The organism is Micromonospora sp. NPDC023966 (assembly GCF_040639095.1).
GTDB lineage: Bacteria > Actinomycetota > Actinomycetes > Mycobacteriales > Micromonosporaceae > Micromonospora.
The window spans coordinates 402,081-416,321 of record NZ_JBEZZJ010000001.1 but is presented as its reverse complement, the minus strand read 5'-3'; the positions used below and the strand labels follow the sequence as shown (position 1 = coordinate 416,321).

13 protein-coding genes are annotated in these 14,241 nt (G+C 73.1%); 5 read left to right on the top strand and 8 right to left on the bottom strand.

All coding sequences use genetic code 11. From position 1 onward, the window contains the following. Positions 1 to 9: 9 nt before the first annotated feature. The 3 genes from purD to AB0F68_RS01965 form a co-directional block, all read right to left on the bottom strand. Entirely contained in the window at positions 10 to 1,257 is a 1,248-nt protein-coding gene (gene purD, locus AB0F68_RS01975; RefSeq protein WP_357332166.1) for a phosphoribosylamine--glycine ligase, read from the bottom strand. A gap of 38 nt (positions 1,258 to 1,295) precedes the next feature. After that, entirely contained in the window at positions 1,296 to 2,225 is a 930-nt protein-coding gene (locus tag AB0F68_RS01970) for a type IV toxin-antitoxin system AbiEi family antitoxin domain-containing protein (RefSeq protein ID WP_357332866.1), read from the bottom strand. Positions 2,226 to 2,434: 209 nt separating this feature from the next. Further along, positions 2,435 to 3,724, bottom strand: a complete 1,290-nt coding sequence (locus tag AB0F68_RS01965; RefSeq protein WP_357332164.1) for an adenylosuccinate synthase — start codon at positions 3,722 to 3,724, stop codon at positions 2,435 to 2,437. Between the two features lie 122 nt (positions 3,725 to 3,846). Here AB0F68_RS01965 and AB0F68_RS01960 point away from each other — a divergent pair, with 122 nt between their 5' ends. Further along, positions 3,847 to 4,845, top strand: a complete 999-nt coding sequence (locus tag AB0F68_RS01960; RefSeq protein ID WP_357332162.1) for a diacylglycerol kinase family protein — start codon at positions 3,847 to 3,849, stop codon at positions 4,843 to 4,845. Positions 4,846 to 4,919: 74 nt separating this feature from the next. Continuing rightward, positions 4,920 to 6,908 (top strand): chromosome partitioning protein, encoded by a 1,989-nt coding sequence (locus tag AB0F68_RS01955; protein WP_357332160.1) that lies wholly within the window; start codon positions 4,920 to 4,922, stop codon positions 6,906 to 6,908. A 48-nt stretch (positions 6,909 to 6,956) separates the two neighbouring features. Here AB0F68_RS01955 and AB0F68_RS01950 read toward each other — a convergent pair whose 3' ends face one another. After that, positions 6,957 to 7,385, bottom strand: a complete 429-nt coding sequence (locus AB0F68_RS01950) for a DUF3151 domain-containing protein (RefSeq protein WP_357332158.1) — start codon at positions 7,383 to 7,385, stop codon at positions 6,957 to 6,959. Positions 7,386 to 7,647: 262 nt separating this feature from the next. Between AB0F68_RS01950 and AB0F68_RS01945 the strand changes: the two genes are divergently transcribed. Further along, complete coding sequence (locus AB0F68_RS01945; protein ID WP_357332156.1) at positions 7,648 to 8,862, top strand: hypothetical protein; 1,215 nt, start codon at positions 7,648 to 7,650, stop codon at positions 8,860 to 8,862. 53 nt (positions 8,863 to 8,915) lie between these two features. On the opposite strand, the gene fbaA is transcribed toward AB0F68_RS01945, so the two are convergent. Beyond that, positions 8,916 to 9,938 (bottom strand): class II fructose-bisphosphate aldolase, encoded by a 1,023-nt coding sequence (gene fbaA, locus AB0F68_RS01940; RefSeq protein WP_107077057.1) that lies wholly within the window; start codon positions 9,936 to 9,938, stop codon positions 8,916 to 8,918. 131 nt (positions 9,939 to 10,069) lie between these two features. Next, positions 10,070 to 10,453: a phage holin family protein gene (locus AB0F68_RS01935; RefSeq protein ID WP_262283517.1), complete on the bottom strand. Its 384-nt coding sequence runs from the start codon at positions 10,451 to 10,453 to the stop codon at positions 10,070 to 10,072. A 139-nt stretch (positions 10,454 to 10,592) separates the two neighbouring features. On the opposite strand from AB0F68_RS01935, the gene AB0F68_RS01930 reads away from it, so the two are divergent. Continuing rightward, positions 10,593 to 10,805, top strand: a complete 213-nt coding sequence (locus AB0F68_RS01930; protein WP_262283518.1) for a hypothetical protein — start codon at positions 10,593 to 10,595, stop codon at positions 10,803 to 10,805. 34 nt (positions 10,806 to 10,839) lie between these two features. Here the strand turns inward: AB0F68_RS01930 and AB0F68_RS01925 are convergent, their stop codons facing one another. Together AB0F68_RS01925 and AB0F68_RS01920 are read right to left on the bottom strand one after the other, a co-directional pair. Further along, entirely contained in the window at positions 10,840 to 11,889 is a 1,050-nt protein-coding gene (locus AB0F68_RS01925; RefSeq protein WP_357332153.1) for an LCP family protein, read from the bottom strand. Next, positions 11,889 to 12,371 (bottom strand): SigE family RNA polymerase sigma factor, encoded by a 483-nt coding sequence (locus AB0F68_RS01920; protein ID WP_357332151.1) that lies wholly within the window; start codon positions 12,369 to 12,371, stop codon positions 11,889 to 11,891. Before AB0F68_RS01920 ends, AB0F68_RS01925 begins: the two co-directional genes overlap by 1 nt. Before the next feature lie 180 nt (positions 12,372 to 12,551). On the opposite strand from AB0F68_RS01920, the gene AB0F68_RS01915 reads away from it, so the two are divergent. Further along, a complete protein-coding gene (locus AB0F68_RS01915) occupies positions 12,552 to 14,153 on the top strand; it encodes an LPXTG cell wall anchor domain-containing protein (RefSeq protein WP_357332149.1) in 1,602 nt (533 codons plus the stop codon). Positions 14,154 to 14,241: the final 88 nt, after the last annotated feature.

The following is a 14,241-nucleotide window of genomic DNA, read 5'->3' as shown; positions in this document are numbered from 1 at the left end:
GTCGCCCCGTCAGGCGGGAAGACCGATCCGGCCGTCCACGGCGGCTGCGGCAATGTCGGAGCGGTGGTGCGAGCCGGCCAGCTCGATGCCGCGTACCACCTCGTAGGCGGCATCCCGCGCGGCGGCCAGGTCGGGGCCGGTGGCCGTACCGCAGAGGACCCGGCCCCCGGCGGAGCGCAGCGTGCCGTCGGCGTCCCGGCGGGTGCCGGCGTGGATGACCCCGGCGCGGTCCACGCCGGTGATCACATCACCGGTACGCGGCGCCGCCGGATAGCCCTCGGCCGCCACCACGACGGTGACCGCCGCGCCGTCGCGCCAGCGCAGCGGCGGGTGCGCGGCCAGCGTGCCGGTGGCGGCGGCGTGCAGCAGCCCGCCCAGCGGCGTCTCCAGCAGGGCGAGCACCACCTGGGTCTCCGGGTCGCCGAAGCGGGCGTTGAACTCGATCACGCGCGGGCCGGCGGCGGTCATCGCCAGGCCCACGTAGAGCAGGCCGGCGAACGGGGTGCTCCGCCGGCACAACTCCGCCAGCGTCGGGTGCACCACGTCGCGCATCACCTCGTCGACCAGGCCGGGCGGGGCCCAGGGCAGCGGCGCGTACGCCCCCATGCCACCGGTGTTCGGCCCGGTGTCGCCGTCGCCGACCCGCTTGAAGTCCTGGGCGGGCAGCAGCGGCACGGCGGCCTCGCCGTCGGTGACCACGAAGAGGGAGACCTCGGGACCGGCCAGGTACTCCTCGATCACCACCCGGCCGCACTCCTCGGCGTGCCGCTCGGCGGTGGCGCGATCGTCGGTCACCACGACGCCCTTGCCGGCGGCCAGCCCGTCGTTCTTCACCACGTACGGCGCGCCGAACTCGTCCAGCGCCTTCCCGACGCTCGCCGCGTCGGTGCAGGTGTACGCCCGGGCGGTCGGCACGCCGGCGGCGGTCATCACGTCCTTGGCGAACGTCTTCGAGCCCTCCAGCCGGGCCGCCTCGGCCGACGGACCGAACGCCGCGATGCCCTTGGCGCGGACCGCGTCGGCAACCCCCGCCACCAGCGGCGCCTCCGGCCCGATCACCACCAGGTCGGCCGCCACCTCGACGGCGAGCGCCGCGACCGCGGCCGGATCGGTGGCGTTCACCTCCCGCAGCTCAGCCACCGCCGCGATCCCGGGATTTCCCGGAGCCGCCACCAGCGCCGAAACAGAGGGATCGCCGGCCAGCCCGAGCGCGAGCGCATGCTCCCGCCCCCCACCACCCACAAGAAGAACCCGCACGAGCGCATCCTACTGACCACCCCACCCCGCCCCGTCGATCATGAGGCGCCCCGCCCGGATGGTGGTCTCCGCGCGTTGACCGCCTGTCGGACCACCCAGGGGATGTAGTCGGGGCGGAGGGTGTCGGCCCAGGTGAAGCGCAGCACCGTCCAGCCGGCGTTGACCAGGCGATTCTGCCGGTGCCGATCGGCGTAGAGCGCGCTCGGCCCGCCATGCGCCCGCCGGCGGTCCGCCTCGGCGATGACCCGGGCGGCGCGCCAGCCCAGGTCACCGACGCCCAGCAGGTAGCCGTCGCCGTCGCGCACCTCCACCTGAAGGGCGTCCGGCGGGATCCGGCCGTCAACGCAGCGAAGCCGGGTACGCGTCTCCAGCGGCGACTGGGCCAGGCCGTTCGCCTCGGCGAGGTAGCCACGCGCGGCGACTGCGCCGCGTCGCCCGCGGAGCAGCGACGGGATCCGTTCGAGATCGCCCGGATCGAGCAGGCGTCGGTTCAGCGCGGAATCCAACAGCGAGACCGCCTGGTACCGGTCCTCCCGCAGCACGAGATCGGCCACCGTGCGCAGCGGACTGGTCGCCATGACCCCGGCCACACGCAGGACCTGCCCGGGCCCGATGACGAACTGGTGCACCGCCACCTCGGGATGGGACGCACGGACCGGTCGCGCCGCAGGGCCAGGCACCGACAGGTGGATCACGTCGCTGCGCGCCAGTCCCTCGATGCGGTGCAACTCGGCGGCGGTGCCGAGCACTGCCGTGGCGCCCGGACCGAACGAGGCGATTGCCGCTCTGATCCGCGCACGTCGGGGGATGTCGTCGTAGGCGTCCGCGTCAACCAGATAGCCGCCACGGGCCAGGGGACGCCACCGACCCGCCCGGCACATGCGCTGTACCTCGTGCACGCTGAAGCCGGCGGCACGCGCCTGAGCCAGCGTCACCACACCGTCTCGAGCCGCGGCAACCCGCCGCACGATCGCCAGAGCATCCACAACCCGGCACGATCCACCGCCCCGCCCGAACTTACGACCCCTGTGGACAACCCTGTGGACACAGACGACAACCGGCAGGGTTGATCATGAAGTTATTGCGACCGAACTCGGCGTGTCCGAGCAATAACTTCATGATCACCGGGGCCGGCCGACGCGGGCCGACGCGAGAGGGCCCGGGAGGGCGGGGCTGGTTAGGGGAGGAGGGGGTGGCGGATTACGTTTTCTTCGCGGCCGGGGCCTACGCCTACGATGCTGACCTTGGTGCCGCAGAGTTCCTCGATGCGGGCGATGTAGCGTCGGGCGTTCTCCGGGAGGTCTTCCTCGGTTCTGGCCTTGGTGATGTCTTCCCACCAGCCGTCGAGCTCTTCGTAGACCGGGGTGGCGTGGTGGAAGTCGGTCTGCGTCATCGGCATGTCGTCGAAGCGCACGCCGTTGATCTCGTAGCCGACGCAGAGCGGCACCTTGGGCATGCCGGTCAGCACGTCCAGCTTGGTGATGACCAGGTCGGTGACGCCGTTGAGGCGGCAGGCGTACCGGGCCACGACGGCGTCGAACCAGCCGGTGCGGCGCTCGCGGCCGGTGGTGGTGCCGTACTCGTGGCCGATCTTGCGCAGGTGCTGGCCGTTGTCGTCGAACAGCTCGGTCGGGAACGGGCCGGAACCCACCCGGGTGGTGTACGCCTTGCTCACCGCGATGACCTTGGTGATCGCGGTCGGCGGGATGCCGGCGCCGACGCACGCCCCGCCCGCCGTCGGGTTCGACGAGGTGACGAAGGGGTAGGTGCCGTGGTCCATGTCGAGCATGGTGGCCTGGGCGCCCTCCAGCAGGACGGTGTCGCCGCGGTCCAGCGCGTCCCAGAGCATGACCCGGGTCTCCGCGATGTACGGCGTGAGCCGCTCCGCGTAGCCCAGGTACTCCTCGATCGTCGCGTCGAGGTCGATCGCCTTGCGGTTGTAGACCTTGAACAGCAGCTGGTTCTTCTCGCGGAGCGCCAGCTCCAGCTTCTTGCGCAGGATGCCGGGGTCCAGCAGGTCCTGGAGCCGGATGCCCATCCGGGCGACCTTGTCGCCGTACGCGGGGCCGATGCCTCGGCCGGTGGTGCCGATCCGCGAGCTGCCCAGGTAGCGCTCGACCACCCGGTCCAGCGCCCGGTGGTGCGGCATGATGAGGTGCGCGTCACCCGAGATCCGCAGCCGCGAGACGTCCACGCCCCGCTCGGCGAGGCCGTCGATCTCCTCCAGCAGCACCTTCGGGTCGACCACCACGCCGTTGCCGATGACGATCATCGCGTTCGGCGACAGCGCGCCGGACGGCATCAGGTGCAGCGCGTACTTCTGGCCGTCCGGGGTGATCACCGTGTGGCCGGCGTTGTTGCCGCCGGAGTAGCGCACGACGTAGTCGACCCGCTCACCCAGCAGGTCGGTAACCTTGCCCTTGCCCTCGTCGCCCCACTGAGCGCCGATGAGCACGATCGCTGGCATCTTCTCCGCCTCCAGAAGGCTCGGGTGCCAGGTGGCGACCGGTCGGCGAGCCCGGGGTGTCAGGCTAACAAGTAGTGACGGCGGGACCGGCAGGGGTTCGTCGAGAAGCAGGAGGCTCCTTCGTGTACGACGTGGTGCTGCTCACCCTCGGCTCGGAGCGGGACGCTCCCGGCGGTGGCTGCGGCAGCGGTGGAGCCTGCTGCGGTGGTGCGTCCGAGGCGGCCGGCGAGCGGCCCGAGGAGCGCTGCGAGACGCCGCGCGTACCGGTGCTGGCCTGCGCGGACGCGCTGACCGCCCGGGGTGCGCGGGTGGAGACGGTGACCGCCCGCTCGGACGCGGAGATCGACGAGGTGCTGGCCCGCCTCGACGGCCCGCCCCGCGCCGACGGTCTCACCTGGCCCGACCCCGACTCCAAGACCCGGCTGGTCGTCGCCACGGCGAGTGATGGACAGTTGCGCGCCGTGCTACGCCGGCTGGTCCGGCGGTACGCTCCGCCGCCCAGCCGCCGCCCAGCCGACCTGGCCGACAACCGGACGGTGCCCGACCTGCCCCCGGTCGCCGTACTCCCGCTCGACCCGGCCCGGTCCGGGACGGCGCGTGATCTGGCCGCGCAGCTCGGCCTGCCCCGCGACCCGGCGGCGGTGGCCGCCGCGGTGCTGGACGGCACCGCCCGCCGGCTCGACCTGCTGCGCAACGACGGCGGCTCGGTGACGCTCGACGGCGCGCTGCTGGGCGCGGCCGACGACGCGGGCCGGCCGCTGCACTGGCGGGCCCGGGTCGAGGTCGACGGCACCCTGCTGAGCAACGGCGAGGAGCCGATCATGGCCTGCGCGATCGGCAACGCCGGCGGGTACGCGCGCCTGGACGACGTGACGCTGCTGGCGGACCCGGACCCGTCCGACGGCCGGGTCGAGGTGGCCGTGGCCGTGCCCGTGGTCACCCGGTCCGCGTTGGGCAGGAAGAGGGTACGGCTGGAGGTGCGCCGGGCCCGCGGCCGCGCGGCGGCGGTCGTACCCCGCGACGGGAAGGTGCCCTTCCTCGACGACGGCGTCGAGGGGGAGCTGGGCCGGAAGCGGTCCTGGTGGACCGAGCCGGGCGCCTGGGCGGTCTGGACGGTCTGACCTCCATCGATCCCGCTCGGGCCATCCGGCCGACCGGACGGCCTATCCTCGGGCGGGAGGAATGGGGAGGAACCGTGGTGCACGAGAATGCCGACCGGGCCCACGTGCCGGGTCAACCGCAGGTGCCGGAGCGGGACATCGAACCGCTCTGGCCGCCCGAGCAGACCGACCCGGTCGTCACCGCCCCGCCGTGGGCGGCCCCGGCCCAGCCGAACGCGCCGGCCTGGCCCGTTCCGCCCGCCGACGCCCCGCCGTCGACCCCGTGGCCGCGTCCGCCCGCTCCCGACGGGATGCGGACCGATGACGACGTGCCCGCGCCCCGCGCGGCGCAGCCCTCGGTCGACCTGAACCTGCCGTTCACCCTCGACCAACCGGACGGCATGCAGGGCACAGCCGGCCTGCACGGCGCGGCCGAGCCCGACGGCGCGGCCGGCGGCCCGGCGACGACCAACCAAGGACCGGCGGACGTGGTCCGGGCGGATGCCTCGACCGACGCCGGAACGCCCGGTGGAGCGGCGGAGAGCCCCGGCGACCGCGGGGCCGGCCCGCCGAACGGCCGGCCGGAGTCCCCCTGGGCGCAGCCTCCGCAGCGCGCGGCTGCCGACTCCGCCACGCCGGCACCGCAGACCGGACCAGTTCCGCCATCGGACCAGGTCGGCACCCCGGTCCACTCGCCCACCACCGGACCAGCGACCCCACCCGGCACCGCCGGCCCGACGCAGCCCACCACCGGCCCCACCGTTCCCGGGCCGGTGGCGGCCGAGGCCGGTGCCGCCCCACCGGCGCCGGACGATTCCCACGGCGGCCCCGAGAGCACCGGCGGGTCGCCCGAGGCCGCGGCGCCGCGGCTCGGCCCGTTCCCGCCCTCGCCAGGTGTGCCGCTCCAGCAGCCCTACGGCGACGGGACGGCGTACCCGCCGGGACCGGTCGGCTACGGGCAACCGGCGCCGCCGCAGGCCGGGACGGCCGGCTGGTATCCGCCCGCCTGGCCGCAGCAGGCCGGCCCGCCCCCGCAGCCGGGCACACCGCAGCAGCCGCCGGCGCCACAGCAGCAGCCCGGGCCGTCCCCGCAGCCGGGGCAGCGGCAGCCGGTGCCGGGCGCGTACCCGGAGCAGGGTTGGACGGCGGCGAGCGGTGCCCCGCCGACGGCGGAGGACTTCGCCCGGCGGCGGCAGGTCCGGCCGGCCGACCCGGTCGCCACCATGGGCGTCCGGGCGGTGGTCAACAAGATCGGGCTGGTCCGGCTCCCGCCGGGGCGGCAGGAGCAGGAGATGCGGCGCGACATCGAGATGGTGCGCCGCAACTTCGGCGGGCTGCGCCAGGTGACCGTGGTCAACCCGAAGGGCGGCGCCGGCAAGACGGTCGCCATCCTGCTGCTCGCCATGACCTTCGGCCAGAAGCGCGGCGGCTACGTGCTGGCCTGGGACAACAACGAGACCCAGGGCACCCTCGGGATGCGGGCCCAGCAGGACTTCCATTCCCGCACGGTCCGGGACATGCTGCGCGACCTGGCCCAGTTCCAGGGGCCGCACGGCCGGGTCGGCGACCTGTCGCAGTACGTCCGCTCGCAGGGCGAGGGGATGTTCGACGTGCTCGCCTCGGACGAGTCGGCGACCGGCGGCGAGATGTTGACGGCCGCGGCGTTCGCCGAGATCCGCGAGGTGGTCAGCCGCTTCTACAAGCTGATCTTCGTGGACACCGGGAACAACGTCCGCGCGCAGAACTGGCAGGCCGCCATGGACGCCACCGACCAGCTGGTGGTCACCATGTCGGCGCGGAACGACTCGGCCGAGACCGCCGCCCGGATGCTCGACCACCTGGAGCAGAGCGGCCGGCAGCGGCTGGTCCGGCAGGCGGTGACGGTGGTGTCGATGCCGCCGTCCCGCAAGGAGATCGACCTGCCGGCCATCCAGGAGCACTTCGCCGCGCGGACCCGGGCGGTGCTGCTGGCGCCGTACGAGCGGCTCATCGACACCGGCGAGCCGATCCGGTACGGCCAGCTCTCCTCGGCCACCCGGGACGCCTGGCTGAAGATCGCCGCATCGGTGGCGGAGGGGCTGTAGGACGGGCGCGACGGCCGGCTCCTCGCGGGGAACCGGCCGCCGGCCGGGTCAGTGGCTGGCCAGGGCGTCCCCGGCGGCCGGGTCGCAGTCGCGGAGGAACTGCGCGCAGCGCGCCGCCTCGTCCGCCTCGCCGATCTCGCCGGCCGCCCGGGAGAGGACGTAGAGGCAGCGGAGGAAGCCCCGGTTGGGCCGGTGCGACCAGGGCACCGGGCCGTGGCCCTTCCAGCCGCTGCGGCGGAGCTGGTCGAGACCCCGGTGGTAGCCGGTGCGGGCGTACGCGTACGCCGGGATGACCTGGCCCGCGGCGAGCGCCCGGGTGGCCAGCGCCGCCCAGCCCGCGCTGTAGGTGGGGAAGCGGGCCGCGACCTCGGCGAACGCCTCGTCGGTGTCCTGCTCGGCGGCGGCCGCCAGCGCGGCGTCGGCCTCCTGGTGCACGGGCAGGAGGGTGGCCGGTGGCTCAGGCAACAGGTTCTGCATCGCCCCATTCAACCCGCTTCGCCCTGGGCCACGCGAGGGGGTCCGGACAGTCGGTCGGCTGAACGGCTGAGGGTTTCGTCACGCCTGCGGCGTCCCGCCCACGTACCCGCGGCCCATGCCGCGGCGGAGCTTTTTCCACTACAACTACAGATCCGGAGCCTCCCCAGGACCGGGTAGTGCAGGAGCCCGGCGGCCTGGCCACCGGGCTCCTGTCCGTGCCGCCCGGGTTTGCCGGCTTGCCGCCCCGGGGCAGGATGACCTGGTGCCCACCCCACCGCCCGCGGACGTCATCGAGCCGCACGACACCAGCATCGACGAGATCGAGACCCGGACCGAGTTCGACCGGCGGCTGGCCGAGGGGAGCCTCGCCGGCCTGACCGTGCAGGGTCTCCGCCTCGACCTGGACCCGGTCCCCGACCTGCGCGGCGTCGAGGTCACCGGCACCCTCTTCGTGGGATGCCGGTTCGCCGACCGCGAGGTCGGCGCCGACCTGGTCCGGCGTGGCGCGAACGTCGTGCCGCCCTTCTCCGGGCTGCCCTACCCGACCCAGCCGGCCCACCTCTACACCGCCGACGACCTGGCCGCCGGCTTCGCCGAGGGCGGCTTCGCCGGGATGTACGACACCCGGGTGTACGCGCACTTCCGGGCGCACGGCGGCGCCCTGCCCGACGTGCGGGAGGCCCTCGGCCAGCGGCTGCACGACCACGGCGTGGACAACGCCCTGGCCGACGCCACCCGGGCCTGGCTGGCCGTGCACGGGCCGCAGTCCGTGGTGGGCGTGATGGGCGGGCACGCGGTGCCGCGCGGCAGCGCCGCGTACCGGATGGCGGCGGTGCTGGGCTGGGAGCTGGCGCGGGCCGACCGGCTGGTGGTGACCGGCGGCGGCCCCGGCGTGATGGAGGCGGCCAACCTGGGCGCGTTCCTCGCGGCCTGGCCGGCGGAGGAGCTGACCGCGGCGATCGACCTGCTGGCCGGCGCGCCCGACTTCACCGACCACGACCGCTACACGGACGCGGCGCTGCAGGTCCGGGCGCGGTACGCGGCCGGGCCGACCCTGCCCACGCCCCGCCCGGCGGCGGCCGGCACCGAATGGGCCCGCTCGGGCGGCCTGGCCATCCCCACCTGGCTGTACGGCCACGAGCCGGCGAACCTGTTCGCCGGGCGGATCGCCAAGTACTTCTCCAACGCCATCCGGGAGGACACCATCCTCCGGCTGGCCCGGGGCGGGATCGTCTTCGCGCCCGGCCGGGCCGGCACGGTGCAGGAGGTGTTCCAGGCGGCCACCAAGACCTACTACGGCACCGACGGGGCGAGCGGCGCGTACGTCTTCCTGGACCGGACCTACTGGACCACCGAGCTGCCGGTGGAGTCGCTGCTGCGGCCGCTCTTCGCGGCCTCCCCGTTCGGCGACCTGTCGGCCACGGTCCACCTGACCGACGACGTCCGCGAGGCGGTCCGGGTGCTCACCGCGAGCTGAGACGCGCGGAGGCCGGCACCCGATCGGGTGCCGGCCTCCGGCTCACGCGGTGGTCACTTCATCGTGGTGCCGGTGGAGCGCAGGTGCTCGCAGGCCTCCACGACGCGGGCGGCCATGCCGGCCTCGGCGGCCTTGCCCCAGACGCGCGGGTCGTACATCTTCTTGTTGCCGACCTCGCCGTCGACCTTGAGCACGCCGTCGTAGTTGCGGAACATGTGGTCCGCGACCGGCCGGGTGAAGGTGTACTGGGTGTCGGTGTCGATGTTCATCTTCACCACGCCGTAGTCCAGCGCCTCGCGGATCTCCGACAGCAGCGAGCCGGAACCGCCGTGGAACACCAGGCTGAGCGGCTTCTCCTTGCCGTACTTGGCGCCGACCGCCACCTGGATGTGGTGCAGCACCTCCGGGCGGAGCTTGACGTTGCCCGGCTTGTAGACGCCGTGCACGTTGCCGAAGGTCAGCGCCGCCATGTAGCGGCCCTTCTCGCCGAGGCCGAGCGCGTCGACCATGGCCAGACCGTCCTCGACGGTGGTGTAGAGCTTCTCGTTGATGGCGTTCTCGACGCCGTCCTCCTCGCCGCCGACGACGCCGACCTCGATCTCAAGGACGATCTTGCCCTTGGCGGCCTCGGTGAGCAGCTGCTCGGCGATCTCCAGGTTCTCCGCCACCGGCACGGCCGAGCCGTCCCACATGTGCGACTGGAAGAGCGGCTCCTGGCCGTTCTTCACGCGCTCCTGCGAGATGGCCATCAGCGGCCGGACGAACTTGTCCAGCTTGTCCTTCGGGCAGTGGTCGGTGTGCAGCGCGATGTTCACCGGGTACTTCTTGGCCACCTCGTGCGCGTACGCCGCGAAGGCCACCGCGCCGGTCACCATGTCCTTCACGGACGGGCCGGACAGGTACTCCGCCCCGCCGGTGGAGACCTGGATGATGCCGTCGCTCTCCGCGTCGGCGAAGCCCTTGAGCGCCGCGTTCAGCGTCTGGGAGGAGGTCACGTTGATCGCGGGGTACGCGTACCGGCCGGCCTTGGCCCGGTCCAGCATCTCCGCGTAGGCCTCGGGGGAAGCGATGGGCATGTCGAACGCTCCTTACTTACCGCTCTCGGCCGTGCAGGCCGCTCTCTTCCTTGGGTGCGCCGGACCGCGCTGTCCACCGCGGGAAGTATCCCGTAGGAGCGCGCGGCGGACACAACCGACCCGGGAACCGCTCACCGCTTCCCCAGCCTGTCCGGCACCACGACGCTGATCAGCCAGCTCACCACCGCCATCACGATGGCGCCCCAGAAGGCCGCCCAGAAGCCGTCCACGTGGAACGGCAGATCCAGCCCGCGGGCGATCCAGTCGGTGAGCAGGAACAGCAGGGCGTTGACCACGAGCGCGAACAGACCGAGTGTGAGCAGGTAGAACACGCAGCCGAACACCTTGATGACCGGCTTCAGCACGGCGTTGACCACGCCGAAGATGAGCGCCACCACGACCAGGGTGAACGCCGTGTTCGCCCCGTTGCGACCGGTCACCTCCACGCCGGGCACGATGAGTGTGGTGATCCACAGTGCGATCGCGGTGATCGCCAGCCGGATCAGGAACCCCACGCCATCATCCTGGCACCGGGTGCTCGCCCCGGAGGGGACAATCGCCGACTCCACCGTTCCACCCCGCTCCCGAGCGGGGACCCGGGTCAGCCCGTACGGTGTGGTGGGAACTGTCCGCACCGAGATCCAGGGAGGGAAGATGGGTCAGCCCGACGAGGACTTCGCCCCGAGCGACCACCTCGCTCCGGAGGAGCGGGACCTGGAGGCGGAGCCGGCCGACGCGGTCGAGCAGGCTGCGGCGGTCACCCCCGACGACGCCGACGGCGAGCCGCACCGGGGGCTGGAGGTCGGCGACTGGGACGCCATGGAGCAGGCCCGGGTGGTCACCGCAGACGAGGACGACTACCGCTGAGCCGCGCGGGCGGGGCCGGCTGGCCCCGCCCGCATCAGCGCAGGCTGGTGATCTGGTCCGGGTGGGCAGCGGTCCACGCACCGAGCCGGTCGCCGCGCAGCGCGTCGAGCAGGCCGGGGGCCAGCGCGGGGTCGAGCCGGAACCCGTACGGCTGCTTCTCCTGATACCGGACCGGCAGGCCCACGGCAACGGGCTCGGCGGTGGCCGCCTTCCCCGCCGCCGAGATCACGGCCGGCAGGGACAGCTCCCCGGTGTCGGTCACCAGGCCCGAACCGACCTTCGTGATCAGCCGGTTGAGCAGCACCGGGTTGGTCAGCACGCCCTGCTCCTCGACCCGGCGGAGCAGTCCGGCCGCGTACCGGCCGGCGTTCCGGTCCCGGTCCAGACCGCCGTCAGGCATGCCGTACCGCTGGCGGAGCACGTCCACCGCGGCGGCGCCGTCGAGCCGCTGGCAGCCGGCGGGATAGGCCCGCCGGGTGTGGTACGAGCGGATCGCCGTCGGCAGGCACACCGACACGCCGCCGACCGCGTCGGTGAGCTCGCGGGCCGCCCGGTAGGTGAGCACCGCGCCGGCGTCGATCCGTACGCCGGTGACCTGGGCGACCACCTCCCGGGTCGCCTGGTATCCGGCGGCCAGATCCTTCCCGGCCGGCCCGGCGCCGAAGGCGAAGGACGCGTTGAGCTTGTCGGTCCCCCGGCCTGGGATCGGCACCAGCAGGTCGCGCGGCAGGGAGACCAGGTAGAGCCGGCTGCGGTCCGCCGGGACGTGCACCAGCAGCACGGAGTCGGCGCGCCGGCCCCCGCCGGCCTGGTCCAGGCCGAGGAGCAGCACGTTCAGCGCGCCGGTGGGCGTCGGCGAGGGCCCGGCCACCAGGTCCGCGGTCTCCGGCTGACCCGGCGCGATGGCGGTGAAGCCGGCCAGCGCGGCGGCCACCACCGCCAACGCCGTGCCCGCCAGCCGGAGCCGGAGCCGGCGGCGCCGGCGGCGGACCACGACCCGGTCGATGGCGGCCCGGACCGGGCCGGTGGGCGGGGTGAGCGCTTCGCGCCGGGCGAACGCGGCCCGCAGGTCGTCCTCGATCATCAGCAGACCTCCACGTACTCGGCTCGGAGGGTGGCCAGGGCCCGGGAGATGCAGGAGCGGACGGTGCCGACGGCGCAGCCGAGAATCTCGGCGATCTCCGCGTCGGGCAGGTCCTCGTAGTAGCGCAGCACCAGCGTGGCCCGCTGGCGCCGGGGCAGCCGGGACAACCAGGACCAGACCTGGTCCCGGTCCACCGCGGACTGCGCGTGGTCACTCGGCGCCGGCACCGCCTCGTCCGGCTCGCCGCGCAGCAGCACCCGGCGCGCCCACGAGCCGCGCCGCCAGTCGACGAACTGGTTGGTGAGCATCCGGCGCACGTACCGCTCCGGCGCGTCGCTGCGGGCGACCCGGCGCCAGTTGAGCTGGACCCGGACCATCGTCTCCTGCACCAGATCCTGGGCCTGGTGCGGATCCCCGGTCAGCATGACCGCGTACCGCAGCAGGGCGCCCAGCCGCGCGTCGGCGAACTCCTCGTACGTCACTGCACCTCCCGGTGTCCCGCCCTGTTGACGGGTACGGGCCGGCGGAACATTGCACCGACTCTGATCAGCCGTTCGGTCAATATCTGCCGGTGAGAGCTCCCCGGGGCAGCGGGGCGACTTAACGGTTCTTTAAGCTCCACGGGCTCCACCTGATCAACCCCCCACGGAGGAACCCCCACCATGTTCACGAACTCCACTCGGCGCTGGCTCGCCGGGTTGGGCGTCGCAGGCGCGTTCGTCGCCGCCTCCGCCACTCCCGCCGTCGCCGGCGGATCCCAGATCAAGCTGGGCCTCTACTTCAGCGACACCACGATCGCCACGAACTCCGACGGCAAGATCGGGGACACTAGGATTTTCAGCTCCGCCCCGACCGTGCTGCACGACGTCGCCATTCGCTACGACTTCTCCGACCTGGCCGGCAAGGTGACCGTCGGCGAGGAATCTGGCAGCGACTGCAGCACGCCGTCGGAGTACGTGCTGCTCTGCACCAACCCGTTCGACGTCGAGGTCTACGAGTGGGGCTCGACCGGCTTCTTCGACGTGCAGCTCAAGACCACCAGCAAGGCGAAGGACGGTGACGCCGGCACGCTGAAGGTCACCATGACCGCGGCCGGCCAGGACCCGATCTCGCACGACGCGAAGATCCGGGTCGGCGAGGGTGTCGACCTGGCCGCCGGTCCGGAGATCACGACGTCGGCCGCCCCCGGTAAGAGCTTCACCGCTCCGGCGACGGTCAGCAACGCGGGCGAGACCGCCGCCAAGGGTGCCGTCGCGATCTTCTTCAACGACTACGGCATGAACGCGGCCAAGCACTTCAGCAACTGCACGTACGTGGGCGACGAGCTGCGCACCTGCCAGTTCGGCGAGGAGCTGCCCGTGGGCAGCACCTTCAGTGCGTCGCTGCCGTACGTCCTCGGCGCGGACACCTACGCCCCGAGCGCCAAGTACGGCGAGATCATCTGGATGACCCCGGCCGAGTTCGAGGACTTCCAGAACGATGTGGACTTCAACGAGGAGACGATCGGTCAGCCGGGCGCCGACGGCGAGCTGGCCCTCACTCAGGTCCCCGGCAAGGCGACCGCTCAGGGTTTCCAGGCCGACCGGCAGCCGGACAACAACGGCACGATCGTCACGGTGAAGGCGACCGGCGAGAACGGCACCGATCTCGAGGCGCTCGGCACCTCGGTGACCGGCACGGCCGGCGCCACCGTGAAGGCAACCTTCGGGCTGCGCAACAACGGCCCGGCGACTCTCGACCACAACCGGGCGGGCAGCTCCGTCACCTACCTGACCTTCGACGTGCCGCAGGGCACGACGGCGGTCGCGGTTCCGGAGAACTGCATCACCAGGAACGGCGACGAGTGGGGCGAGCCGGGTCAGCCGGGCCAGCGCAACTACTTCTGCTACTTCGGGACGGTGCTGAAGGCCGGCGACTCGGAGATGGTGGACTTCTCGCTCCGGATCGACAAGGTGATCGCCAACGCGACCGGACCGGTGAAGATCAATGCCACCTGCCAGTGCGATGGCGGCTTCACCCGTGACCTGAAGCCGGCCAACGACACCGCCAAGGTCGTGGTGAACGCCGCGCCGGGTGGCGACGGCGGCCAGGGTGGCGACGGCGGCCAGGGTGGCGACGGCGGCCAGGGTGGCGGTGACGGCGGCACGCTGCCGATCACCGGCTCCTCCACCGCCCTGATCGCCGGCGTCGGCGCGCTCCTGCTCGCCGCCGGTGCGGCCGGCTACGTGGTCTCCCGCCGCCGCAAGACCCGCTTCGTCGCCTGACCGAAGCCCCACCAGAACCACGAGGTGCCCCGCCGACCACTCCGGTCGGCGGGGCACCGCCGTGTCCGCCGGAAAACCGGACGACGCA

Excerpts from the sequence above, each read along its gene's own strand:
- AB0F68_RS01915 (WP_357332149.1), top strand. The coding sequence starts at position 12,552 with ATGTTCACGAACTCCACTCGGCGCTGGCTCGCCGGGTTGGGCGTCGCA.
- AB0F68_RS01925 (WP_357332153.1), bottom strand. The coding sequence starts at position 11,889 with ATGATCGAGGACGACCTGCGGGCCGCGTTCGCCCGGCGCGAAGCGCTC.
- AB0F68_RS01965 (WP_357332164.1), bottom strand. The coding sequence starts at position 3,724 with ATGCCAGCGATCGTGCTCATCGGCGCTCAGTGGGGCGACGAGGGCAAG.
- fbaA (WP_107077057.1), bottom strand. The coding sequence starts at position 9,938 with ATGCCCATCGCTTCCCCCGAGGCCTACGCGGAGATGCTGGACCGGGCC.
- AB0F68_RS01950 (WP_357332158.1), bottom strand. The coding sequence starts at position 7,385 with ATGCAGAACCTGTTGCCTGAGCCACCGGCCACCCTCCTGCCCGTGCAC.
- AB0F68_RS01930 (WP_262283518.1), top strand. The coding sequence starts at position 10,593 with ATGGGTCAGCCCGACGAGGACTTCGCCCCGAGCGACCACCTCGCTCCG.